Source organism: Compostimonas suwonensis, assembly GCF_002797855.1.
In the GTDB taxonomy this organism is placed as follows: domain Bacteria; phylum Actinomycetota; class Actinomycetes; order Actinomycetales; family Microbacteriaceae; genus Compostimonas; species Compostimonas suwonensis.
The window spans coordinates 67,467-92,019 of the sequence record NZ_PGFB01000003.1 but is presented as its reverse complement, the minus strand read 5'-3'; the positions used below and the strand labels follow the sequence as shown (position 1 = coordinate 92,019).

Genomic DNA, 24,553 nt, shown 5'->3' with positions numbered 1-24,553 from the left:
CCACTCGCGGGAAGGGTCAGACCAGGGAGTCCCGCCAGGCGGCGTGCAGCTGGGCGAAACGGCCGGTGCCGCCGATGAGGTCGGCGGGGGTCCCGTCCTCCACGATGCGGCCGTGCTCCATGACGAGCACCCGGTCGGCGATCGCGACCGTCGACAGGCGGTGCGCGATGATGACGGCCGTGCGGTCGGCGAGCAGGGTCTGCAACCCCTCCTGCACGAGCCGCTCGCTCGGGATGTCGAGCGACGACGTCGCCTCGTCGAGGATGAGCACGACAGGGTCGGCGAGAAAGGCCCGCGCGAACGAGATGAGCTGCCTCTGCCCCGCCGACACCCGCCCTCCGCGCTTGTTCACGTCGGTGTCGTAGCCGTTCGGAAGCCCCTGGATGAAGGCGTCGGCGCCCACCGCGCGCGCCGCGGCCTGGATCTCCTCGAGGCTCGCGTCCGGCTTGCCGATCGCGATGTTGTCGGCGACGGTGCCCGAGAACAGGTAGGCCTCCTGCGTCACCATGACGATCGCGCGCCGCAGGTCTTTCGGGTGCAGCTCGCGCAGGTCGATGCCGTCGAGCGTCACCCGGCCCTTCGTCGGGTCGTAGAACCGCGCGATGAGCTTGGCGAGCGTCGACTTGCCGGCGCCCGTCGAGCCCACGAGCGCGATCGTCTGGCCCGCCGGCATCCGCAATGAGAACTCGGGCAGGATGACGCGGTCCTTCGTATAGGCGAACTCCGCCCCCTCGAACGCCACAGTGCCCTGCGCGTGCCACAGGTCGACGGGCTTCGCCGGGTCGGGAACGCTCGGCTCCTCCTCGAGCACACCCGAGATCTTCTCGAGCGCGGCGGCGGCCGACTGGTAGGAGTTGTAGAACATCGCCATCTCCTCCATCGGGTCGAAGAAGCGCCGCGCGTAGAGCAGGGCGGCCAGCAGAGCGCCGATCGCGAGCTGGCCGTCGGCGACCCGGAAACCGCCCACGAGCAGCACGGCCGCGACCGTCACGTTGCCGATGAGCACGAGCCCCGGGTCGAAGATGCCGAAGAGCTGGATGACGCGGCCGTTGACGTCGCGGTAGTCCTCGACGAGCCCGCCGAACTCCTTCTGGTTCTGCTTCTCGGTGCGGAACGCCTTGACGGCGCGGATGCCCGTCATCGACTCGACGAACTTCACGATGAGCCGCGCCGACGCGACCCGGCTCAGGCGGAAGAGCCGCTGCGAGCGGATCTGGAACCAGCGCGTGAGCACGAGCAGGGGAACGAGCGAGACCATGAGGATGAGCCCGCTCACCCAGTCGGTGAGGAACAGCGCCCCCGCGATGAACACGAGGTAGAGCGAGCCCTGCACGAGCTGGTTGATGCCCGAGTCGAGCAACTCCCTGATCGAGTCGAGGTCGCTTGTCTGCCTCGAGATGATGCGCCCCGAGGTGTAGCTCTCGTGGAACTCGAGGCTCAGCTTCTGCGTGTGCAGGAACACCCGCTTGCGCAGGTCGATGAGGATCGCCTGGCTGATCCGGGCCGAGAGCACCGTGTACTGCGCGATGAGCACCGCGCCCGCCGCACCCGTCACGAGGTAGGCCACGACCGTGAGGCTCAGCGGCATCCAGTCCTGTGCGAGCAGAGCGGGCAGGCCCGTGTCGAGCCCGATCGCGATGAGCGCGGGGCCGGCCACCTGCGCCGCCGTGCTCAGCACGACGACCACGAGGGTGAGCACGACCTGACCGCGCACGGGGCGCAGGAGCGAGCCGAGCAGCCTCAGCGACCGCTGCCGGATCTGCTTGCTCTCCGTGTTCGAGAAGTCGTCGCGCTCCTCGCCTTCGACACCGAGCACGCTCATACGTTCACCGTCCTCTCCCTGGTCTGTTCTTCGTCGTCTTCGAGGCTCGAGATCACGAAGCGGTAGTGATCGTTCGTCGCGAGCAGCTCGGAGTGGGTGCCGACGGCCGTGACCCGGCCCTCCTCGAGCAGGGCGACCCTGTCGGCGAGCATGACCGTCGAGGGTCGGTGGGCGACCACGAGCGCCGTCGTCGAGGCGAGCACCTTGCGCAGCGCGGCCTCCACGAGGGCCTCCGTGTCGACGTCGAGCGCCGAGAGCGGATCGTCGAGCACGAGCACCGCGGGCTTGGCCGCGACCGCGCGGGCGAGCGCGAGCCTCTGCCGCTGGCCGCCCGAGAGGCTCAGCCCCTCCTCGCCGACCTTCGTGTCGAGGCCGTCGGGCAGCTCGTAGACGAAGCCGGCCTGCGCGATCGAGATCGCCTCGGCCAGCTCCTCCTCGCTCGAGTCCGGACGGCCGAGCAGCACGTTCTCGCGCACCGACGCCGAGAAGAGCGTCGCATCCTCGAAGGCCATCGCAAGGTGGCGACGCAGCTCCTGGCGCGTGAGGTCGCGCACGTCGACGCCGTCGAGGCTGATCGAGCCGCCCGTCACGTCGTAGAGCCGTGTCGTGAGCGCCGTGAGGGTCGACTTGCCCGAACCGGTCAGGCCGACGAGCGCCATGGTCTCCCCCGGCTCGATCTGGAGCTCGACGCCGTCGAGCAGGTCGGGGAAGCGCTCGGGCGAGTCCTGGTAACGGAAGTGCACGTCGTGGAAGGCGAGCGCGCCGCGTGGATGCTCGATCGTCGTCGGCGAGACCGGGTCGGTGATCGTGCTCTCCGAGTCCATGACCTCGAAGAAGCGGTCGACGGCCGTGCGGGTGTCGAAGGTCATCGACAGCAGGAAGCCGATCGACTCGACGGGGAAGCGCAGCACGGTCGCGGTCGCGAAGAAGGCGAAGAGCTCGCCGATCGAGAGCTGGCCGACGGAGGCGAGCCACACGCCGCCGAAGAGGCACAGCGCGAACGCGACATCCGGAACCAGTAGAAGCCACAGCCAGATGCCCGCGATGGCCTTCGCCTTCTCGATCTCGGTGCCGCGCAGGTCCTCGGCGCGCAACGCGAAGTTCTTGAGTGCGTGCTTGCCGCGCCCGAAGGCCTTGAGCACCCGGATGCCGTGCACGGCCTCCTCCACGGAGGTCGCGAGGTCTCCGGCCTGATCCTGGCTGCGCCGGGCGATCACCGAGTACTTCTGCTCGAAGAGGTAGCCGTAGATCCACAGCGGGATCGAGCACAGCAGGAAGACGATGCCGAGCACCCAGTTCCAGTAGATCAGGATGCCGAAGCCGATGAGGATCGTGACGATGTTGACGACCAGCAGCACGAGGCCGAAGGAGAGCCAGCGGCGGATGAGGTTGAGGTCGCTCACGGCGCGCGAGAGCAGCTGCCCGCTCTGCCAGCGGTCGTGGAAGGCGACCGGCAGGTCTTGCAGCTTCGCGTAGAGGCCGTTGCGCAGCCGGGCCTCGATGTGCGTGCCCGGGGCGAGCACGAACCAGCGGCGCAGGGCGATCATGATCGCCTCGATGACGCCGAGCGCGAGCACGACGATCACGGCGGGCCAGACCTGCGCGGGATCGCCCTCGGAGAGCGGCCCGTCGACGAGGCCCTGCAGCACGAGCGGGATCGCGAGCGCGACCCCGGCCGCGAGCAGTGCGGCGACCATTCCGAGGTAGATGCGCGGCATGGCCGGGCGCGCGTAGGGGTAGAGCCGCCTGATCGAGGCGAAGGTGCTGGGCTGCTTGGCTGTCGGTGTGGTCTGCGGGCGGTCGCTCATCGGGCGGCCTCCCCGGGGTGCGGCATCGTGTCGCGCCGGCGGACGAACATGGGGAATCCTTTGGCTGGGGCTGAGAGAGAGAAGAAGAAGGGGATGCCGGCGGGGTGCGTGAGCACACGTCGAACGTCGGTCATCGGTGGTTGTGTGCGGAGAGGGTGCGGTGCTGGATCGTGCGGCGGACCGCCGGAATGCCTAGTGAGACATCACGGCGCGCGGATAGCAGTGGCCCAGGGCGCGATCGTTGCGTGCCGCAGCGGCGGCGAAGTCTGTCGATGTCATCGGATCCTCCCGGTGGTCGGACATACTGTCATTCACGATCGCGAGACAGCTTTCCAGGCTATACCCGCTTTTCCGGATGCCGCAATCTCCGATGCATGCGCATCGAGCGGGACCCCGTTCGGGAAACGAGACGCTCAGCGCACGAGCACGCTCAGGCAGGTCACGCAGCCCTCGAGCTTCTCGAACTCGCTGATGTCGACCGTCACCACGCGGTAGCCGAGCTCCGAGACGAGCGCGGCGCTCTGAGGGGCGGATGCCGCCATGAGCACCGTGTCCTCGGAGAGCACGACGACGTGCGCGCCACCCGGCTCAGGCACGGCCATGAAGCTCGGGAAGATCGCGGTGTTGTCGACGAGGGGCACGTAGCCGATGATCGTGCCGTCGGGCAGGGCGGTCACGGCGCTCTTGAGATGCAGCACCTTCGTGAGGGGAACCGCGACGACCGTGTAGCCGAGGGGCGCGAGCAGCGCCCGCAGCTGACGGATGCCGTCGGCGTTCGTGCGGCCGCTGCGGCCGACGTAGACGGTCGTGCCGACGGTGAGCACGTCGCCCCCGTCGAGCAGGCCGGGCAGCTCGATGCGCTCGACCACGAGGCCCAGCTCGCGCACGCTGGCCTCGACGGCGGCCGTCTCGGGCCGGCGGACGGCGGCGCCCGGGCTCGTGATCACGGCGAGCTCGCCGAAGAGCACGACCGCGTCCTCCACGAAGACGCTGTCGGGCAGGGTGTCGGCGGGCTCGACGTCGATCGTGGTCCAGCCGTGGTCGGCGAGGGCCTGCACGTAGTTGTCCCACTGCTCGTCGGCGAGCGCGACATCCACGGCCTGACGCTCGAGGTGCGTGAGCAGGCCCTCCGCGAGATTCGTCGCGGGCGGGCGCACGAGCGCGACGTGACGGGTGCCGAGAGCCGGTGTCCCGCGCCGGCTCACGATCGCCGCGTAGACACGCCGGCCGAGAGTCGGGGCGGCCACCGCCATCCCGAGGATGTAGAGCAGGTTGATGCTCGCGAGCGAGCCCAGCACGAAGAGCACGACCTCGGGAGTGAGCGCCGTGCCCTGCGTCAGGGTGTTCGCCGTGGTGCCGATGAGGGTGCCGAGGATCGCGGCCGCGAGACCGGCGCCGAGGGCGGCCCACAGGTTCGTGTTGCTGCCCGCGAGACCGAGCAGCACGAGCACGACGAAGGCGACCGTCGAGGCGAGCAGGAAGTAGTCGCTGATCTGGGCGAGCACGATCGCCTGCGCGCCCCCGGCGATGAAGAACGCCAGCACGATGACGAGGTGCGCCACGAGGGTGACGGCCAGGGCTGACACGAACACGGCGAGGGTGCGGCGCGCGACGGACGGTTTCTGCACGAGGGGTGAACTCACCCTCAGACTGTACCCGTTCATCCTGCGCCCGTTCGTCGAGCGCGGCTTTGTTCGCGGGCGCGCCTCACCGGCGCTCGTCGCCCGCGAACAAAGCCGCGCTCGGCACAAGAGGATCCCGTGCCCGACGTGAGCCGGCGAGGTCGCGCGGGCTCAGCGCCCGCTCAGTGGAAGAAGTGGCGCTCGCCCGTGAAGTACATCGTCACGCCGGCGGCACGCGCGGCGGCGATGACCTCCTCGTCGCGGATCGAGCCGCCGGGCTGAACGACGGCGCGCACCCCCGCGTCGAGCAGGATCTGCAGCCCGTCGGCGAAGGGGAAGAAGGCGTCGGATGCCGCGACCGACCCCACAACGCGCTCCCCCGCCCGGCTCACGGCGAGCCGGCACGAGTCCACGCGGTTGACCTGCCCCATGCCGACGCCCACGGACGCCCCGCCCGAGGCGAGCAGGATGGCGTTGGACTTGACGGCGCGGCAGGCCTTCCAGGCGAACTCGAGGTCGGCGCGGGTGGCGGCATCCGCCTCGTCGCCGGTCACGAGCGTCCAGCTCGAGGAGTCGAAGCCGGCGAAGCCGTCGGCGTCCTGCACGAGCAGCCCGCCCGAGATCTGCTTGACCTCGCGCGCCTCGCGGGCGAAGCCCTCGGGCAGCACGAGCAGGCGCAGGTTCTTCTTGGCGCGCAGCAGCTCGAGCGCCTCGGGCTCGAAGCCGGGCGCGACGAGCACCTCGGTGAAGATGTCTTTCACGGTCTCGGCCATCGCGAGCGTGACCGTGCGGTTCGCGGCGATGACCCCGCCGTAGGCCGAGACGGGGTCGCACTCGTGAGCGCGCTTGTGCGCGGCGGCGATCGGGTCGGCGTCGCCGGGCAGGGCGATCGCGATGCCGCACGGGTTGGCGTGCTTGATGATCGCGACCGCGGGGCCGTCGAAGTCGTAGGCGGAGCGCACGGCCGCATCGGCGTCGACGAAGTTGTTGTACGACATCTCCTTGCCGTTCAGCTGCTGCGCCTGGGCGATCCCGGTGCCCCGCGGGTCGAGGTAGAGCGCCGCCGACTGGTGCGAGTTCTCGCCGTAACGCAGCACGTGGGCGAGCTCGCCCGAGACCGTGACGGTGGGGGTGAAGGCGGATGCCGCCTCCGCACCCTCCGCGGCCGAAGCGGGCTCGGCGCCCGAAACGGGCTGCGCGGCCGAGGCGAACCACCCCGCGACCGCCGTGTCGTACGACGCCGTGTGCGCGAAGGCCTCGGCGGCCAGCTCGCGGCGGGTCTCGAAGCTCGTGCCGCCAGCGGCGAGCGCCTCGACGATGACGGGGTAGCGATCGGGCGAGACGACGATCGCGACGTTGGCGTGGTTCTTGGCGGAGGCGCGCACCAGGGCGGGGCCGCCGATGTCGATCTGCTCGACGATGTCGGAGGCGGGGGCGCCCGAGGCGACCGTCTCGCGGAAGGGGTACAGGTTCACGACGACGAGGTCGAAGGGCTTGATGCCGAGCTCCGCCAGCTGCGCCTCATGGGATTCGAGGCGCAGATCGGCGAGGATGCCGGCGTGCACGGCGGGGTGCAGGGTCTTGACCCGGCCGTCGAGGGATTCGGGGAATCCCGTGACGCTCGCGACCTCGGTGACGGCGTGCCCGGCATCCGCGATCGTCTTCGCCGTCGACCCCGTCGAGACGATCTCGACCCCAGCCGCGGCGAGGGCTGCGGCGAGCTCGAGCAGGCCCGTCTTGTCGCTCACCGAGACGAGTGCGCGGGTGAGCGGGACGACATCCCGTTCGCGGTAGAGGGACGGGTCGTGGCTGGGACCGCTCATGCTTGGGCTAGCTCCTTGAGGTTGACGTGACCGTTGGCGATGTCGAGCACGGCCTGCACGAGCAGACGGCGTTCGACGGGTTTGATTCTCTCGTGCAGCTGCGCCTCGGTGTCTCCGGGCAGAACCGGCACGCGCTCCTGCGAGATGATGGGCCCCGCGTCGACCCCGTTGTCGACGACGATGAGGCTCGCGCCCGTCTGGCTCACGCCGGCGGCGAGCGCGTCGCGCACGCCGTGCGCGCCCGGGAACTCGGGCAGGTAGGCCGGGTGGGTGTTGATGAGGTCGGGCGAGAGCGCCTCGACGACGCGGGGCGGCAGCAGCCGCATAAAACCGGAGAGCACCACGAGGTCGGGGTTCCAGGAGCGGATCTGCTCGAGCAGCTCCTCACCCCAGCTCTCGCGGTCGGGAAAAGACGTGAACGGCACCGTGAACGAGGGGATGCCGAACTCCTCGGCGTGCTCGAGCCCGTCGGCCTGGCGGTCGGCGCCGACGGCCACCACCCGCGCCGGATACTCGGCGTCTTCAGCCGCCTCGAGCAGAGCGCGCAGGTTCGACCCGCCACCGGAGATCAGGACGACGAGGGAAAGCACGAATAGAGCCTACTGCCCCGGCGCGGGCGGCTCCGCCCGCGAGCGCCCGCCCGCGAAGAAGCCCACGAGCGCGCCGATGCCGATCTCGAGACCGTCGAAGAGCCCGACGACCCAGCCGTTGGGCCCCACCTCGACGAGCCGGCCCGGCCCGGCCGCGCCCGACGACCACCAGGCCAGCAGGCCGAGCAGCACCCCCGAGACGATGGCGATGCCGAGGGCGGATGCCGCGAACCACCGTGCCGACGGCATGCCCGAGAGTCCGCGCAGCAGCCGCCCGCGCACGACGATCGCGCACCCGAAGCCCACGAGCACGGGAACGACGAGCCCGAGGAACCCCCAGGCGAGCTCGCCCGTGGGCAGGGCCCCGAGCAGCGGGATGCCCGGCACCGGCCCCAGGTCGGTGCCGATCGGCGAGACGGCGCTGCCGGCGCCGACCGCGAACCCGGGCCCGGTGAGCCAGGAGGCCGCCCAGATCACGGCGTTCGGCACAAAGGCGAGCTGGGCGATCGTGAGCGAGGCGCCGCCGACGATGCCGGCCTGCAGGCTCTCGTAGAGGCCGATCATGGTCGTGTAGTGCACCATCACGACGACGGCGACCACGACCGCCGAGACGGCGAGCAGCGCGGCGACTGCCGCTGTGCCCGCACGCAGCGAGACGTCGAGCACGGAGCGGACGATCTGCGGGAGCAGCGCGAGGCGGGCGCGTACCGCGCGGCTCGCGGCATCCTGCTCGGCGGTCGGCAGATCGGCCTGGCCGGTCTCGGAGCCCGTGACGACACCGGCCGCGTAGACGAGGGTGGGAAGGAGGATGCCCTGCCAGAGGGAGGGGTGCACGCCGGGGGCCGAGGCGCTCAGCGTCACGAGGGCGGCGAGCGCCCCGTAGGCGATCACCGCCGAGAGCACGGCGAGCAGCCGGTACGGCGAGCGCGCGGCGCGGCGGCCGGTGCGCACCCCGAGCAGCACGGCGAGCAGGGCGAAGCCGAGGGGCGCGATCGTGACCGGGAAGGGGGCCTCGGCACCCGGCAGCGCGAGGGTCGCGACGAGACCCGGATCGAGCTGGACCGTGAGGTTCGCGCCGTTGCCGAGCAGCCAGACGTCGGCCGACGCCCGCCAGAAGACGAGCCAGTCGATCTGCAGCCCGTACTGCACGGCCCAGAGCACCGTGAGGGGAACGAGGGAGACGCCGATGCCGATGGCGACCACGATGAGCGCCTCGAGTGCGGCGAGCAGGGCTGTAGTCGTGCGATTCATCTGAGGGGGAGCCTACCCGGCCCGCTCACCCGCTCAGCCGACGGTGACCGGGGTGTCCGCTTGCGCGTCTTCGGGAACCTGGATGACGGGCCTCTGCAGGATCTCGCGCAGGGCGACGAGCAGGAGCGCGATCACGGCCGTCCAGACGATGAGCCCCACGGTGAGCGGGCGCACGAACAGGATGATCGCCGAGGCCCCGACGGCGATGACGACCGTCACGAGGGTGCGCTGCGTGTAGAGCCAGCGACCGAACCGGCCCGTGCCGAGCCCGCGGCTGTCGCCCAGCCTGCGCAGGGCGTCGGCGCCGCTCGTCGCGAGGCCGCGCAGGGCCCGGGGAACCCGGTAGGGCCCGCCGAACCAGGCGATGATCGCGACGGTGAACGCGACGACGGCCACCGCGACGGTCGTGTTCGCCATCGACACGACGACCGTCTCGTAGATGACGGTCGCGGCGTCGGAGGGGATGATCGACGGCGACACGGTCGCCACGAAGACGATCCGGCCGATGCCGATCCCGCTTCCGAGCACGACCATCACGGCTCCGAGGCCGGCCGCCGTCCAGATGAGCGCCGTCGTGCGCCTGAGCGCGACGACGACCCCGGCGGCGAGGAGGACGAGCGCGATCCAGGGCAGCCAGATGCCCACGGCCACCGCGATGCCGTAGCCGAGCTGCACGCTCGTCACGGAGTCCGACTGGGCGATCACGATGCTCCGGTCGACGGTCGGGATGCTCGAGGCGAAACCCACGCCGTTGTCGACGAGCCGCTGTTTGACCTCTTCGATGATCGGGCCGAGCTGCAGCTCGATCTCTCCGCGGCCGGTGACGCCCACCGCGGCGCTCGGGTCGTTCTGCAGGGTCGCCAGCAGCTGGGTGTGCGTTGTGCGCAGCGCCTGCTCCCAGATGTCGGAGAAGGCCTCGGATGCCACGAGGTTCTCGACCACGGAGGCGACGAGCGATTGCAGCCCCTGCGCCGCCGGGCCCTCCAGCAGCTGCAGGGCCGAGGACGCCGCGGGCGGCAGGCTCAGCGAGTCGAGCCCCTCGAAGACCTGCTTCGTGAGCCCCGGGATGTCGACCTGCTCGTTGATGACCGTGACGACCTCGTCGGCCACGAAGGACTGCACGGCAGGATCGTCGGCGAGCGGGGCGAAGGTCGTCACGAAGGCGTCTGTGTCGGTCAGCTGCGCGCGGGCGAAAGTGGAGAGCACGGCGACGGGGGCGAGCACGAGACCGATCACGATGAGGAAGACGGAGAGCACCGTCCAGCCCCTGCCGCGGGGCTTGCGCACGGCGGCCTCGGCCCGGGGCAGCTCGAGGGTGGGATTCGCGTCGCCCGCGGCATCCGCCCGCTCGCGCAGCGCGGCGTTCTCGGCTTCGAGGCGGGCGATCGTCGCCTGCAGCTCGCTCATCGTCGTGCGCGCCATCCTGGACTCCCCGTGTCGATTGCTGCCCACTCTAGCGCCCGGGGGCCGCCCGGATCAGGGGAGTCGTGGCACCCGAATGGGTGACGGAACGCACCGCCGGCGATCAGTGGATGAGCGAGTTGAGCCCGATCATCACAACGCCGAAGGCCGCCGTGCCGAGCCCGCCGAGCACCCGCGCCCACCACACGCTGCCGCGCCGCATAAAGGCGAGATAGCCCAGCACGGCCAGCACGAGCGTGCCCACCCAGAGTGCGATGAGGAAGGCCGTCTCCTCATCGACGAGGCCGAAGACCCCCGTCAGAAGGGCGATCGCGGGCAGCACGAGCGGGATGAGCATCCGCGACTCGCGGTGGAAGGCCTCGCCGATCGATCGGCCGATGGGCTGCTCGCCGCGGGCGTGGATCGCGAAGGTCGCCGCGTAGACGTGGGCGAGCCAGAAGATCACGACCGTGACGACCGTGAACAGCAGCACCTCGAGGTCGGTGTCGTCGTCTGCGCCGATGCCGATGACGGCGCTCACGAGGATCGTGCCGTAGATCGCCTGCTCGCTCACGTAGTTGCGATGCAGCACCGACACCGCCTTCGCGCCCAGACGCCCGCTCTCCTCGCTCACGGTGCGAGTCTAGCGGCGGGCGGCGCGGCGCGCCCGGGCCCGGCGCACGGCCTTGTCGAGCTCGACCACGACCGGGAAGACGAGCGCGAGCACGAAGCACAGCAGCCACTGCGCGGGCGAGAGCGGCACCGTCTGCAGCGTCTCGGTGAAGACCGGGAACTCGGTCGACATCATGAGCAGCGCGACCGGCACGAGCATCAGCAGCACGGGGCCGAGCAGCGGGCTGTTGAGCCCCGACTCCGGGTCGCGCCGCAGCGTGATGCCGCCGAAGCCGTAGGCGAGCGCCTGCACGACGAAGACCATGGTGACGGATGCCGAGGCCACGCCGAGCTGCGGGCGATCCGGCCCGAACAGCAGCGGCACGAGCGTCGGCAGCAGGATCGCGAGGGCGTAGACGAGCCACTGCAGCAGCGAGCCGGGGCTCGCGATCGACGCCGTCAGGTCGCGGGGCGGCCTCGACATGAGGTCGGGCGCGGGGCGGTCGGTCATGATCGTGACGACCGGGACGACCGAGAAGAAGAAGGCGAGGAAGAGCACCATCGCCGGGGTCATCGGCACGCCCTCGGCGATGCCGAGGATCGAGGAGATCAGGAACAGCAGCACGAGCGCGAGCAGGGTCGACATCTGATAGCGCACGTAGGCGACGATCTTGTCGTAGACCTCCCGGCCGATGCGGATGCCGGCCACGAGGGTGCCGAAGTTGTCGTCGGTGAGCACGAGGCGGGCGGCCTGCTTGGTCACGGCGCTGCCGCTGCCCATCGCCACCCCGATGCTCGCCGCCTTGATGCCCGCGGCGTCGTTGACCGCGTCGCCCGTCATCGCGACCACCTCGCCCTCGGCCTTGAGCGCCTCGACGAGCCGCAGCTTGTCCTCGGGGCTCACACGCCCGAAGACGTGCACGTCGGGAAGGGTCCGGCGCATCTCCTCGTCGCTCTGGGCGCGGAACCGGGCGCCCGTCATCGCACCCGGCTCGAGGCCCAGCTCGGCGCCGATGGCCGCGGCGGTCACGATGTGGTCGCCCGTGATCATGCGCACCGAGACGCCCGCCGAGCGCGCTTCGGCGATCGCGGCCTTCGCCGAGGGGCGCAGCGGGTCGATGAGCCCGAGCAGGCCCACGAAGGTCAGCTCGCCGACCTGCCCCATGGGGTCGGCGAGGATGCCGTCGAGCGCCTCGTCGGGGAACACCCGCATCGCGAAGGCGAGCACCCGCAGGCCGCGGGAGGCGAGCTGCCGGTTGGCCTCCTCGATGTCGGCGCGGCGTTCGGCGAGGTCGACGCGGGAGCCGTCGGAGGTGAGGGCCGTCGAGCAGCGGTCGATGACGACATCCGGGGCGCCCTTCACGAGGCCGACGACGGTGTCGGCGCCGTCGAGCGGAACCCGGTGGTAGGTGGCCATGAACTTGTACTCGGAGTCGAACGGCACCTCGGCCAGGCGCGGGTACTCGCGCCGGGTGAGCACTTCGTCGACGCCGAGCTTGGCGGCGAGCACGACCATCGCAGCCTCGGTCGGGTCGCCCACGACCTCGCCCGCGTCGGAGACCGTCGCGTCCGAGACGAGGCACAGCGCATAGGCGAGCTGGGTGAAGTCGGGCACCTCGCGCCCGGCCGCGCCCAGCACCCGGCCGCTCTTCCCGTAGCCGTCGCCCTCGACGCTGAACCACTCGCCGCTCGCGAAGAGCTCGGTCACGACCATCTCGTTGAGCGTGAGCGTGCCGGTCTTGTCGGTCGCGATCGCGCTCGTCGCGCCCAGGGTCTCGACGTCGGCGAGGTTGCGGATGATCGCCTTGCCGTCGGCGAGCTTCTTCGCGCCGTAGGCGAGCATCGTCTGCACGAAGGTGGGCATGCTCGTGGGGATCGACGAGATCGCCACGGTCACGCCGAGCAGCACGAGATCGGCGACGGGCAGTCCGCGCAGCGCGCCGATCACGAGCATGAGGGCGACCGCCACCCAGGCGACGATCGCGACCCGCGTGGTGAGCGCCGCGAGCTCGATCTGCAGGGGCGAGTCGACCCGCTCCACCTCGGTGAGCAGGGTGGCGATGTGCCCGATCTCGGTCGACATGCCCGTCTGCGTGACGACGAAGCGGGCGGTTCCGCGCGAGACCGTCGTGCCCTGGAAGAGCATGTTCGAGCGGTCGCCCAGCGCGACCTCGGCGCCGGCATCGCCTCCCGCGCCGCCGGCTCCCGTGCCGTCGGCGATCGCGAGCGGATCCTTCGCGACCGCGGCGCTCTCCCCCGTGAGGGCGGCCTCCTGCACCTCGAGGCTCGCCGACTCCAGGATGCGGCCGTCGGCGGCGATGAGGTCGCCGGCCTCGACCGTCACGATGTCGCCCGGCACGAGCTCCTCGGCGTCGATGCTCGCGGGCCGGCCGTCGCGCACGACCCGCACCCGCTCCACCTGTTCGGCCGCGAGCGTGTCGACGCCCGCGCGCGACGAGAGCTCCTGGCGGATGCCGAGCACGAGGTTCACGGTCACGAGCACGGCGAGCACGAGCGTGATGCCGTACTGCCCGATCAGGATCGCGGCCGCCGCCACGACGATGAGCATGATGTTCATGGGCGCGCGCAGGATCGTGAGAACCACGAGCGCCATCGACGGCGGCCTGCGGGCGGTCAGGCGGTTGGGGCCGTGCGAGGAGAGACGGGCGGATGCCTCGGCAGCGCTCAGACCGGATGCCGCGTCTGAGCCCAGGGAACGCGCGACCTCGTCGCCGCCGCGCCGGTAGGCCGCGGCATCCGTCGCCGTCGTCGTCTGCGTCTGGTCGCCCATGGATCCCCCCGGAGTCGTTCTCGCACCATGCTAGAGCCACCTCCCCGGCCCACGACGACGGAGATCCCACCCCCGATCGGGTCGCGCTCGAGGAGCGGTGCCGAGAGGGAGAGGGATCTCCGTCGTCGTGACGAGGCCTTAGAGGCCCGTGATGATCTCGCGCATGAGGTCGGCGGTCTCGCTCGGCGTCTTGCCGACCTTGACGCCGGCGGCCTCGAGGGCCTCCTTCTTGGCCTGGGCGGTTCCCGCGGAGCCCGAGACGATCGCGCCCGCGTGACCCATGGTCTTGCCCTCGGGGGCCGTGAAGCCCGCGACGTAGCCGACGACCGGCTTCGTGACGTTCGCCTTGATGAACTCGGCCGCGCGCTCCTCGGCGTCGCCGCCGATCTCGCCGATCATGACGATCGCCTTCGTCTCGGGGTCGGCCTCGAACGCGGCGAGCGCGTCGATGTGCGTCGTGCCGATGATGGGGTCTCCGCCGATGCCGATCGCCGTCGAGAAGCCGATCTCGCGCAGCTCGTACATCATCTGGTAGGTCAGGGTGCCCGACTTGGAAACGAGGCCGATCGGGCCCTTGCCCGTGATGTTCGCGGGCGTGATGCCCACGAGCGACTCACCGGGCGTGATGATGCCGGGGCAGTTCGGCCCGATGATGCGGGTCTTGCCGCCCTTCTCGCCGGCATAGGCCCAGAACTCGGCCGAGTCCTGCACGGGAACGCCCTCGGTGATGATGACGAGCAGCGGGATCTCGGCGTCGATCGCCTCGATCACGGCGTCTTTCGTGAAGGCCGGGGGCACGAAGGCGATGGAGACGTCGGCGCCGGTCTTCTCGATCGCCTCGGCGACCGTCGCGAAGACGGGCAGCTCGACGTCGCCGTGGGTGACGGTGGTGCCGGCCTTGCGGGCGTTCACGCCGCCGACGACCTGGGTGCCGGCCTTGAGCATCAGAGCCGTGTGCTTCGAGCCCTCGCCGCCGGTGATGCCCTGGACGATGACCTTGGAGTCCTTGTTGAGGTAAATCGACATGTCTGTTCGTCCTTACTTACTTCGAAGCCAACTCGGCGGCCTTGTCGGCGCCTTCGTCCATGCTGAGGGCGAGGGTCACGAGCGGGTGCGCCGCGTCCTCGAGGATCTTGCGGCCTTCGTCGACCTTGTTGCCGTCGAGGCGCACGACGAGCGGCTTCGTCGCCGAGTCGCCCAGGATGCCGAGTGCCGCGACGATGCCGTTGGCCACCGCGTCGCACGCCGTGATGCCGCCGAAGACGTTCACGAAGACGCTCTTGACCTGCGCGTCGCCGAGGATGACGTCGAGCCCGTTGGCCATGACCTCGGCCGACGCTCCGCCGCCGATGTCGAGGAAGTTGGCGGGCTTCACGCCGCCGTGCTTCTCGCCCGCGTAGGCGACCACGTCGAGAGTCGACATCACGAGGCCCGCGCCGTTGCCGATGATGCCGACCTCGCCGTCGAGCTTCACGTAGTTGAGGTCGTTGGCCTTCGCCTTCGCCTCGAGCGGGTCGGCTGCATCCTTGTCTTCGAGCGCCTCGTGCTCGGGGTGACGGAAGCCGGCGTTCTCGTCGAGCGAGACCTTGCCGTCGAGGGCGACGATGTCGCCCTCCTCGGTCAGCACGAGCGGGTTGACCTCGACGAGCGTCGCGTCCTCGCCCTTGTAGACGTTCCAGAGCTTCACGAAGACGGGGGCGACCTTGTCGACGAGGTCGTCAGGGAAGTTCGCCTGGCGGGCGATCGCCGTGGCGGTCTCGAGGTCGATGCCTTTAATCGGGTTGACCTCGATGCGGGCGAGCGCGTCGGGGCGCTCGACGGCGAGGATCTCGATCTCCATACCGCCCTCGAAGCTCGTGAGCGAGAGGTACGAGCGGTTGGCCCGGTCGAGCAGAACCGAGAAGTAGAACTCCTGGGCGATGCGTGCACCGCCGGCGACCATCACGCGCTTGACGGTGTGGCCCTTGATGTCGAGGCCGAGGATGTCGCGAGCAGCAGCCTCTGCGTCATCCGGAGTCTTGGCGACCTTCACGCCACCCGCCTTGCCGCGCCCGCCGACCTTCACCTGAGCTTTGACGACGACCACGCCGCCGAGCTTCTCGGCCGCTGCACGCACCTCCTCGGGGGTGTCGGCGACGATGCCCGGGAGCACCGGGACCTCGTAGCGTTCGAACAGGTCTCTGGCCTGGTACTCGTATAGATCCACGGTTTTCCTTGTCCGGTGGGTTCGCGGCGCTGGGCTGGTGGCTTCTGCCGCGCTTTTCTGACGTGATGGTAGGCACAATCAGGCGTGTCGATTTAGCTCGACGCCGAGATATTTTCGCCAGGAGAACTCTACCCCTTGCGGGTGGCGGGCACGTAGACCGGCAGGCCCGCGACAGGGCGGCGCCCTCCGCGACAGCGGACGACCACACCGCCCCGACACGGCGTTCGACGGCGGAGCCGGAGGCTGCGGCGACGACCTCCTGCTGCTCGCCGGCTTCGTGGAGACGCGCGGACCGCGTGCGTCCTCCTCTCGCCGGCGAGCAGCAGTGGCCTGCCATTCCGCTATTCGAGCGTCACATCGTCGAACCAGGCCGTTCCCGTTCCGTTCAGCCGCGCTCCGATCGTGGCGTATGCGGCGTTCGCGGGAGACGTCACCGTCGCAGACACCTGCGTCCAATCGTGGGTCGCGCTCAGCACATCCGTGTAGGTGCTCGTCCCGATCCAGTTGCCGGCCGCATCCGCGAAACCGATCGCCCAATAGGCGCCCTCCCCCGTCGGGCTGGAGACCGAGTCGGTGCGCACCCATCCCTCGAGCGTGTAGCTCGTCGACGCCTCGACCGGGACGCGATTCCCGTCGCGGTTGACACCGCCGAACGCGGATGACGCGTTCGTCACGCGAAGCGACCTCGATCCTCCGTGCACCTGATCGGTCGCCCACGTGATCGCGGGCGAACCGGACCACGAGAACGTGTCCCAGCCGTTCGCGTCGATCGGGTCGGACTCGAAGCCGCTGTTCGAGACGACCGGGCCCGCGCCCGAGGCGAGCGTCATGTCGTCGTACCAGACCGTGCCCGATCCGTTGAGGTGCACGTACAGGTTCATATTGGCCGCGTTCGGCGCCGCTGTGAAGGTATGGCTGACCTTGTTCCAGTCGTTCGTCCCGAGCTCCTGCGGGCTGTCCCACCGGGTGCCGGAGATGACATTGCCGAGGGAGTCCAACTGCTCGGTCCACACCCAGGCGCCGGTCCCCGACACGGAATCGGTCTTCATCCACCCTCCCAGGGTGTATGTCTCGGACGGGCCGATGGAGATCTTGTTCGTGTAGTCGCGATTGAACCCCGCGTTCACGCCGGTGCCCGACACCTTCGCCGAATACAGGCCGCTGCGCTTCTGGTCGGTCGCCCAGCTGAGCGAGGCGTTGCTGTTCCAGTCCTGCGTTCCCCAGCCGTTCGCGTCGAGCGGGTTGAGCTCGAAGCCGCCGTTGGACATCAGGTTGCCCGCACCGCCGCCGCCGATGCCGCCGTTGGCGGCGAACTCGCTGTACGTGGCGGCCATGTCGGAGAGGCCGACGAACTTGTAGTTGCGTCCCTGCGGGTCGGCCCCGAGGGCGTCGGCGATGTCCTTCGCCTTGTCGTAGTAGCTGCCCGTCTCGCTGAAGGGCGCACCCATCGTCACCATCATGAACAACGGCGCACCCGGGTTCTGGCCCGCATAGTCCTGAATGCCGGCCACGACGTCCTCGGCCGGCGCGTCGTACCCGAAGTTCCAGGTGCCGAGCACGGCGGTGTCGGAGCGCAGCGTCGCCGGGTGCGCCGGGATCTGGCTGTTGGTGTAGCCGATCGCGACACCGTCCCAGCCGACGAGGTCGGAGCGTTGCGAATCCTCCTGCGAGTGCACCGTCCAGACCGTGTGGATATCGCTCAGGTCCGCGTACTGCCTCCACTGCTCAGCAAGAGCGGTCAGGCCCGTATCAGTGGATCTGTTGACCTTGTCGGCCCAGCCGATGGTCAGATCGCTGCCCTCCGGGAGGTTCTCGGCGAAGTAGTTGTACACCGGCGGCGCCAGGTTCGCCAGCTGGGGTGCGATCGACCAGGTGATCGGCACCTCCCCGAAGCTCGACGTGCGCTCCTGCGTGAACTCCGAGAACATACCGCGGTAGACGCAGTGCAGTGCGTCGCCATCCGTCAGCATCAGGCCGACGTAGACGTCGTTGGCGCCCACCGTGTCGGCGACCGGGTCGGGCAGATCGATGTCGCTGTCCGGGAACGACCCGTAGACGCTGAAGTCCGACAGGCCGTTCCCGCCGAGCACGTAATACGACGTGCCGTCGAGCACCGCCGGCGTCTCGCCGAAACCGGTTCCGCCCGGGTGGGTGGGAATCCAGCCGAGGATCGCCGTCTCGCCGTCGACGTAGTTGTCCAGCAGCCCCATCAGCGCGGCGTCGTCGTCGGCGTCGACCATGTTGATGTCGAACGCGAATCCGTTGGTCGCGACGGCATAGTCGATGGGCCCCTCATTGAAGGCACGGATGTCGAGATAGCTGTCCGCGCCGAGCGAGAAGACCGATCGCAGATCTTGGTTCGACCCCGCCCAGTAGTTCTCGACAGACCAGTTCAGCACCTCGAAGTCGTCGTCGAAATCGTAGTCCCGGAGGTCCTCGAGAACCGGGAAGCTGTACCCCCACGAGACGAGGTCGTCTCGGAGATCGGGCGAAACGGCGAGCGCCCCCGTCTGCGCAGCGATCGTCACGGCCGCGCCGAACGTGGCGACGTCGACGTCTCCGGTCGCCGTCGGATCCCAGATCACCACACCGTTGATATACCCCGAGTACTGGTCGACCAGGGCGCGAAGGCCCCCGTTCTCGCCGCTGCTGCGCGCGAGCGCAGTACGCGGAAGGTCTGTGAGCTCATCCGTGTTGGTGATCCAGTCCTCCTGCACGTTCCAGTTCTTTCCCCCGATCTCGTGCAAGGCGTCGATCGCGTCGTTGAGCAGATAGACCTTGTTCGTGGCGGTGCGGTTCACCAGGCCCTGCAGCACGCGTGCAGTGGCGACGGCGTCCGTGGAGTCACCGCCTGTGTACTGCACGCGCATGTCGAGCGTCGTCAGCGCCGTCGCCTGCGGCACCTTGGTGAAAAGAGGGTCGGTCAGCCTCGGTGTCGAGGCGATGGCCGACTCCGCCGTTCCTTGGACGATCGGCACCACCCCGAGCAGTGCGACGAGCACGGCGAGTGCCGTCGTGTGAGATAACCAGCGCTTCATTGCCTGTCTCCTTCTCCTTGAGGGTCCCGCGTCGATGCAGGGGCCCAGGTCTTAAGCGGGTGCGCCGGGGATGGTGCTCTCCGCGAGGTCACGGTCGCTGTCCGACGGTGTCGCGAGGCCGGAGCGCGCGTTCGACATGATCCGCACGCCGAATGACGGAACCCACTCCGGTTCCCGGTCGCCCGTGAGCAGATCCGTGCCGTGATCGCGAACCCGCGCGGCGACGGAGCCGTGGTTGATCAGGAAGACGAGCCCGCCGCGCTCGACGCGTTCGAGCGCGGGATCGATGGGCTCGACGCCCTGGGTGACGCCGATCGCCACGAGGAGCTCGCGCATGGCTTCGCGGTCGGGCTGGGTGGCGACGTACCAGGCGACCCCGTGACCGCGCTCGTTCCGCGTGACGGCAGGGTGGCCGTTCGCAGGGCCGGAGTCGAACTCGGCGACGGCCGATGCCGTGTCGGTGTGGAGCACCTCTGCCCAGCTCGACCCCATGAGCCGTCTGCCGGCCGGCCCGCGAAACGACACCGACGGCGCCTCCTCGCGCTGTTCCCAGAGGTCGGCTCCCGCGGGCGGAGTGAACTCCTCGATCCAGATGCCGAGGGTGTGGGCCAGGGGTCCCAGGTAGCCGTCGCGGCGGACGCGGAGGACCTCGTCCACGACCGCCGTCTGATAGGTGGCGACCAGAGTGCCTCCTGAGAGCACGAAGCGGTCGATCGACTCGGCCGCCTGATCCGTCATCGTGAACGTGCTCGGCGTGATCACGACATCGAAACGCGACAGATCGTCGCCCGCCCGCACGAAGTCGACGGGCACGTCGTTCTGCCACAACGGCAGGTACCACGCGAACACGTGCCGGAGATAGTCGTGCGCGGTGGGGAGGTGCTCCTGCTCGATGGCCCACCACGACGGCCAGTCGAACACGATCGCCACCCGGGCCCCCAGGCCGTTGAGCCCCACATCGAGATCGGCGCCGAGTGCGGAGAGCCCCTGCAGCTCCGCCCCGAGTTCGCGGACCTCCCGCCACACGCGCGAGCGCGTGTGAGCGTGGGGAAGCATCGCGGAATGGTACTGCTCGGCTCCGCCCGCCGACTGGCGCCACTGGAAGAACAGCACCGAGCGCGCGCCGCGGGCGACGGCCTGCAGGGACCATGCGCGCATCTGCCCCGGCGCCTTGGGCTGGTTCGCCGCTCGCCAGTTGACGGCGCTCGCGGCCTGCTCCATCAGCATCCACGGCCGCCCGCCGGAGAGCGACCGCATGAGATCCCAGTTCATCGCGGCGTATGCGGCGGCGTCGGGGTCGGCCGGATCCGGATACGCATCGTTGGACACGATGTCGACCTCGCGCGCCCAGGTCCAGTAATCCGCTCGCTTGAAGAAGCCCATGAAGTTCGTGGTGAGCGGGATGCCCGGCGAGAGTTCACGGACGATGGCGACCTCGCCCCGATAGCACTCCATGAGCTCGTGGGTCGAGAAGATGTCGAAGTCCTGGAGCTGCATCGGGTTGCCGTGCGTCGACGTCACACGTGGGGGGAGGATCTCAGCGAAGCTGTCGTATCTCTGGGACCAGAACGTCGTGCTCCACGCGGCGTTGAGCTCGTCGACGGTTCCGTAGCGGTGCTCGAGCCAGTCGCGGAAGGCCGCTGCCGAGACGTCGCAGTAGCAGTGCGAGTTGTGACCGCCGTACTCGTTGTTGATGTGCCAGAGCTCGATCGAGGGATGGGCCGCGTAGCGCGACACGAGGGCTCGCGTGAGTCGGAGGCTCGCCTCGCGGTACACCGGTGAGCTCGGGCAGTACTCCTGGCGGCTCCCCTGGCTCAGTCGGGTGCCGTCGGCGCGTACCGGGAGCATCTCGGGATACCGGGTCGTGAGCCACGGCGGCGGGGAGGCCGTGCCCGTTGCGAGGTCGACCCCGATGCCTGCTGCGCCCAATCGCGCGATCAGCTCGTCGAGCGCGCTGAAGTCGAACTCGCCCTCACGCGGCTCGATGATCGCCCATCCGAAGACGTTGATCGTCACGAGGTTGACACCTGCGACACCCATGAGGGCGATGTCCTCCTCCACGGTCTCGGAGTCCCACTGCTCGGGGTTGTAATCGCCGCCGTACCAGATCTTCATGCGCGTGCTCCGCTCGTGCTCTCGAGGGCGGCGACGTAGCTCGTATAGGTGGCGAACAGATCCGCGGCGCCGAGGAAGTGGTACGAGCGCCGGGGGTCGTTCTCGAGCAGGGCGCGCAGTTCGGATGCGCGGCGCGAGAAGTCCGCGGCCTCGTCGAACTCCGCCCCCAGGTTCACCACCAGGAACAGCGGCCCGTCAGCCGTCGCCGACAGGGCTCGGAGGCCGTCGGCGGTCTCCTCGACCTCGTTCGCCCCGAACGACCAGGTGCCGATGACCGGAACCACGGGATTCGCCGCGCTCAGGCGTGCTTCCTCTCGGCTGTCGGCGTAGCCGATGATGAGCCCGTCCCAGGGATGTGCCGGGAGCAACTGGCTCTCCTCGCCCGAATGAACGGTCCAGAGTGTGCGGATTCCCGCCCGAACGCTGCGGGCGTAGACATCGTCCACGGCGGTCTGGAGATCGGAATCGTACGGGGTCTGGATCTTGTTCGCCCATGCAGCCGCGAAATCGCTGCCCTCGGGAAGCTGCCTGTCGAAATAGTCGAACAGCGGGGGTGCGAGCTCGGCGAGCGCGGGCGAGATCGTCCACGTGATGGGAGTGGCCCCGAAGGTGTCGTCCCGGCGCTGGGAGAACGCGGAGAACATCCCTCGGTACACGCAGTGCAATGCGTCGCCGTCTGTCGCGATCAGCGCGATCACCGTGTCGCGTTCGCCGATCGGGATGGAACGCCCGGCGCCGGGCGTTCGGGCCGTGGGCGGGTAAGACGCGAACACGCTCAGGTTCGAGAAGCCGTTCACTCCGATCACATACGACGAGGTGAGGTTCAGGCACTGCGGCATCTCGGCGAAGCCGTAGACGACAGGATGCGTCGGCACCCAGCCGAGGATCGCCGTCCGCCCCGCCGGATAGCGGGACAACAGGTCGAGTAGGGCGTGATCGTCGTATCCGTCGACCATGTCGAGGTTGAAGCAGAAGCCGTTCACCGCCACGGCGTAGTCGATGGGCCCCTCGTTGAAGACGTCGTTGCTCCACCAGTTGTCGGCCCACTCCTGGATTCCCTGCCACCCGTCGAGGCCGAGCGAGAAGACGACGTTGAGCGTGGTGTCGGAGGTCGCCCAGTACTCGCGAACGCTCCACTCGACCACCTCGTGGTCGCTGCGGAAGCCGTGGTCGCGCAGGTCCTCGATCACGGGGAGGTCGATCCCCCAGCCGCGGAGCTCATCGAGGAGCTCCGGGGAGACCGGAACCGCCTCGCGCTGCGACGCGATGGTGACCGCCGCGCCGAAGGTCGCCATCGCGACCTTCCCCCGTCGACGCGGGTCCCACACGACGACGCCGGTGACGGTGTCGCCGTAGACCTCGAGCAGCCGACGGAGCCCGCCGTCCCTGTGCCGATGACGGACCAGTTCCGTCGTCGGCAGCGATTCCAGCTGCGGCAGCGCCCGGAGCCAGTCGCGCTGCACCTCCCACTCGGCGCCGCCGATCTGATGGGTGATGTCCGAGCAGGAGTTGTAGAGGTAGAGCTTCTCTGCACCGCGTCGGTTCACGAGACCCTGGAGCACTTTCGCCGCCGCGGCGGCATCAGGAGTGTCACCGTCGGGATGCCCGACGCGCACGTCGAGGGTCACGAGGGATTCGGGAGCCGTCCCCGCTCGCGGGAAGAGCTGCGGGTCGACCGGGGCGGCCGAGCTGTCTGCGGGCGGGGTCATACTGTCCATTCACTGATCGAGAAGCATTGGATTCGCAGCTCGCCGGAGCCGTCTACCGGGAACGCGATGCCGGGATCGCGATGCGGCATCCTCACATGGGTTGCGGAGTTCGTCTCGTCCCCGTTGAGGAACTGGAACGCCCGCCACACCCCATCGCGGTAGCCGCCCGTCTGCGCGCCGCGAACCGTGGCGGAAGCCGGCGAGACGACCGTGAGGCAGTATCCGGATCCGATCGCGACGAAGGTGCCGTCGTCCTCACGGAACACGATGCCCCAGCCGCCTGGCCCGGAGCCCGGGGCATCGGCGCGGTCGGGTCCGATCCGGAACACGACGTCGTCGAGCGCACGCTCGATCGTCTCATCGGCCCGGATGCCGAAGCCGATGCAGCGACCGGCCTCCCGCGCGCGGCCGAGGGGCGTTCGGACGTTCGACAGGGCGCGATACGCCCCCCGGAGGGCGACAGCGTGCTCGCTCTCGCTGTCGAGCCCGTCGGCGCCGAACGGGGAGACCAGGCTCGCGCCGAACTCGCCGAGCGCGATGTGGATGTCTGCGATCGAGCTGACGGTCGGCGGCATCTCCGGGATCAGGAGGATGCCGTCGTTGACCGCGGCGAACATCCTGCACCACTCCGCGAAGTCGCCGTGGTAGATGTCCGGCGCCAGCACGAGTCCGGGTGCGAGCGCCGACCAGACCGGAGCGACGGGCACGAGCGGCCCCCCGCTCGGGTAGAGACCCGGTCGGTTTCCGCCCGCGAACGCGATGGACTCCGGGGCCTCGTCGGAGTCGAGCCAGGCGTTGACGAACATGGGGACGTCGTAAGCGCCCCGCCCCTCGGACGCGACGGCGGCGATGTGGCGTGCGTATCCAGCGGCCATGAACAGCTCGTCCGTTTCCGGATCTCCATCGAGCAGGTCCTGCCATGTCGGGGCGCGATGTGCTCCCTCGAGGACGCGCACGGCCTCCCGCACTCGAGGTCGCAGCACTCCGCGGTCGCGCAGGAGCGATTCGAGCACGACCTCGGGAATCGGCTCAGCGAGCGCGCGGCCCGCTGGCTCCGAATGATCGCGGCTGGCGCCCAGGACACCGACCTCGTTCTCGACCTGCACGGCGACCACCGTCTCCTTGCCGGGATCGAGTTGTGCGAGGCGGCTCATGACCTGGCGGAAGGCGGTCCGCTCAGCGAGCCCGAGCTCGTGGGAGAACGGCGACAGTATCGCGAGCGCCCGCCCGTCGCCTGTCCGGACAGCGGGAAACCGCGCGGGATCGTCCTGCACCCAGGAGGGTGCGTAGCTCGACACGCCGTTCTTCCAGCTCCCGAACCACAGGGGGATGAGACGGAGGCCGACCTCTCGCACGGTCGCGACCATCGCGTCGACGATCTCGACGTCGAACCGCCCCTCCTCCGGCTCCACGAGCTCCCAGGCGATCGGCGCAAGCACGACGTCCGCTCCCAGGCCGGCGACGCGCCCGATGCGTTCGGCGATCAGCTCGGGAGAACTGGCCGATGAATTGTGCAGCTCCGCGCCGAGGAGATACGGCGCGAAAGCGGTGAGCCACGGTGCGGGCATCCAGTCTCCGATCACTTCATTGTGCTTCGTGATGTCTTACACCTCACGATGCGTCTGTCACATGACAGGATGCCCCGTCGTTGACCTTGACGCTATAACGAATGCGTCGATCATACAAAGAAATTCAGGAGATGAGGGCCAATATCTTGAGATCTTCGGATCGTTCAGGCCTTCGGGTTGACGATCACGGCGGCATT

15 protein-coding genes are annotated in these 24,553 nt (G+C 69.4%); all 15 read right to left on the bottom strand.

Translation table 11 applies throughout. From position 1 onward, the window contains the following. Positions 1-16: 16 nt before the first annotated feature. Positions 17-1,822: an ABC transporter ATP-binding protein gene (locus tag CLV54_RS08275; protein ID WP_100344513.1), complete on the bottom strand. Its 1,806-nt coding sequence runs from the start codon at positions 1,820-1,822 to the stop codon at positions 17-19. Further along, complete coding sequence (locus tag CLV54_RS08270; RefSeq protein WP_100344512.1) at positions 1,819-3,630, bottom strand: ABC transporter ATP-binding protein; 1,812 nt, start codon at positions 3,628-3,630, stop codon at positions 1,819-1,821. The genes CLV54_RS08275 and CLV54_RS08270 overlap by 4 nt, the downstream gene beginning before the upstream one ends. Before the next feature lie 413 nt (positions 3,631-4,043). After that, positions 4,044-5,273: a dimethylargininase gene (gene ddaH / locus CLV54_RS08265; RefSeq protein ID WP_281258168.1), complete on the bottom strand. Its 1,230-nt coding sequence runs from the start codon at positions 5,271-5,273 to the stop codon at positions 4,044-4,046. A gap of 161 nt (positions 5,274-5,434) precedes the next feature. Beyond that, positions 5,435-7,075: a bifunctional phosphoribosylaminoimidazolecarboxamide formyltransferase/IMP cyclohydrolase gene (purH, locus tag CLV54_RS08260; protein ID WP_100344510.1), complete on the bottom strand. Its 1,641-nt coding sequence runs from the start codon at positions 7,073-7,075 to the stop codon at positions 5,435-5,437. Then, complete coding sequence (gene purN, locus CLV54_RS08255) at positions 7,072-7,665, bottom strand: phosphoribosylglycinamide formyltransferase (protein ID WP_100344509.1); 594 nt, start codon at positions 7,663-7,665, stop codon at positions 7,072-7,074. The genes purH and purN overlap by 4 nt, the downstream gene beginning before the upstream one ends. A 9-nt stretch (positions 7,666-7,674) precedes the next feature. Then, complete coding sequence (locus CLV54_RS08250; RefSeq protein WP_100344508.1) at positions 7,675-8,916, bottom strand: cell division protein PerM; 1,242 nt, start codon at positions 8,914-8,916, stop codon at positions 7,675-7,677. Positions 8,917-8,949: 33 nt separating this feature from the next. Continuing rightward, the gene (locus CLV54_RS08245; protein WP_100344507.1) at positions 8,950-10,338 is read right to left on the bottom strand and encodes a hypothetical protein; all 1,389 of its coding nucleotides are present in this window, start codon (positions 10,336-10,338) and stop codon (positions 8,950-8,952) included. Between the two features lie 103 nt (positions 10,339-10,441). After that, positions 10,442-10,951 (bottom strand): hypothetical protein, encoded by a 510-nt coding sequence (locus CLV54_RS08240; protein ID WP_157802879.1) that lies wholly within the window; start codon positions 10,949-10,951, stop codon positions 10,442-10,444. Positions 10,952-10,960: 9 nt separating this feature from the next. Beyond that, complete coding sequence (locus CLV54_RS08235; RefSeq protein ID WP_100344505.1) at positions 10,961-13,720, bottom strand: cation-translocating P-type ATPase; 2,760 nt, start codon at positions 13,718-13,720, stop codon at positions 10,961-10,963. Between the two features lie 138 nt (positions 13,721-13,858). Beyond that, positions 13,859-14,746 (bottom strand): succinate--CoA ligase subunit alpha, encoded by an 888-nt coding sequence (gene sucD, locus CLV54_RS08230; RefSeq protein ID WP_100344504.1) that lies wholly within the window; start codon positions 14,744-14,746, stop codon positions 13,859-13,861. 16 nt (positions 14,747-14,762) lie between these two features. Beyond that, on the bottom strand, positions 14,763-15,926 hold the full coding sequence (sucC, locus tag CLV54_RS08225; protein WP_100344503.1) for an ADP-forming succinate--CoA ligase subunit beta: 1,164 nt from the start codon (positions 15,924-15,926) through the stop codon (positions 14,763-14,765). A gap of 341 nt (positions 15,927-16,267) precedes the next feature. Next, on the bottom strand, positions 16,268-18,964 hold the full coding sequence (locus CLV54_RS08220) for a carbohydrate binding domain-containing protein (protein ID WP_100344502.1): 2,697 nt from the start codon (positions 18,962-18,964) through the stop codon (positions 16,268-16,270). A 51-nt stretch (positions 18,965-19,015) separates the two neighbouring features. After that, positions 19,016-21,079, bottom strand: coding sequence for a beta-galactosidase (locus tag CLV54_RS08215; protein WP_100344501.1), 2,064 nt, complete (start codon positions 21,077-21,079; stop codon positions 19,016-19,018). Then, complete coding sequence (locus tag CLV54_RS08210) at positions 21,076-22,788, bottom strand: GxGYxYP domain-containing protein (RefSeq protein WP_170061969.1); 1,713 nt, start codon at positions 22,786-22,788, stop codon at positions 21,076-21,078. The genes CLV54_RS08215 and CLV54_RS08210 overlap by 4 nt, the downstream gene beginning before the upstream one ends. Beyond that, the gene (locus tag CLV54_RS08205; protein ID WP_157802878.1) at positions 22,785-24,356 is read right to left on the bottom strand and encodes a DUF5597 domain-containing protein; all 1,572 of its coding nucleotides are present in this window, start codon (positions 24,354-24,356) and stop codon (positions 22,785-22,787) included. The genes CLV54_RS08210 and CLV54_RS08205 overlap by 4 nt, the downstream gene beginning before the upstream one ends. Positions 24,357-24,553 lie beyond the last annotated feature (197 nt).

What these genes read in the sequence shown, in the direction of transcription:
- CLV54_RS08205 (WP_157802878.1), bottom strand. Translation starts at nt 24,356, where the DNA reads ATGCCCGCACCGTGGCTCACCGCTTTCGCGCCGTATCTCCTCGGCGCG.
- sucD (WP_100344504.1), bottom strand. Translation starts at nt 14,746, where the DNA reads ATGTCGATTTACCTCAACAAGGACTCCAAGGTCATCGTCCAGGGCATC.
- CLV54_RS08250 (WP_100344508.1), bottom strand. Translation starts at nt 8,916, where the DNA reads ATGAATCGCACGACTACAGCCCTGCTCGCCGCACTCGAGGCGCTCATC.
- CLV54_RS08270 (WP_100344512.1), bottom strand. Translation starts at nt 3,630, where the DNA reads ATGAGCGACCGCCCGCAGACCACACCGACAGCCAAGCAGCCCAGCACC.
- CLV54_RS08235 (WP_100344505.1), bottom strand. Translation starts at nt 13,720, where the DNA reads ATGGGCGACCAGACGCAGACGACGACGGCGACGGATGCCGCGGCCTAC.
- purH (WP_100344510.1), bottom strand. Translation starts at nt 7,075, where the DNA reads ATGAGCGGTCCCAGCCACGACCCGTCCCTCTACCGCGAACGGGATGTC.
- CLV54_RS08210 (WP_170061969.1), bottom strand. Translation starts at nt 22,788, where the DNA reads ATGACCCCGCCCGCAGACAGCTCGGCCGCCCCGGTCGACCCGCAGCTC.
- CLV54_RS08220 (WP_100344502.1), bottom strand. Translation starts at nt 18,964, where the DNA reads ATGAAGCGCTGGTTATCTCACACGACGGCACTCGCCGTGCTCGTCGCA.
- CLV54_RS08275 (WP_100344513.1), bottom strand. Translation starts at nt 1,822, where the DNA reads ATGAGCGTGCTCGGTGTCGAAGGCGAGGAGCGCGACGACTTCTCGAAC.
- CLV54_RS08215 (WP_100344501.1), bottom strand. Translation starts at nt 21,079, where the DNA reads ATGAAGATCTGGTACGGCGGCGATTACAACCCCGAGCAGTGGGACTCC.
- CLV54_RS08245 (WP_100344507.1), bottom strand. Translation starts at nt 10,338, where the DNA reads ATGGCGCGCACGACGATGAGCGAGCTGCAGGCGACGATCGCCCGCCTC.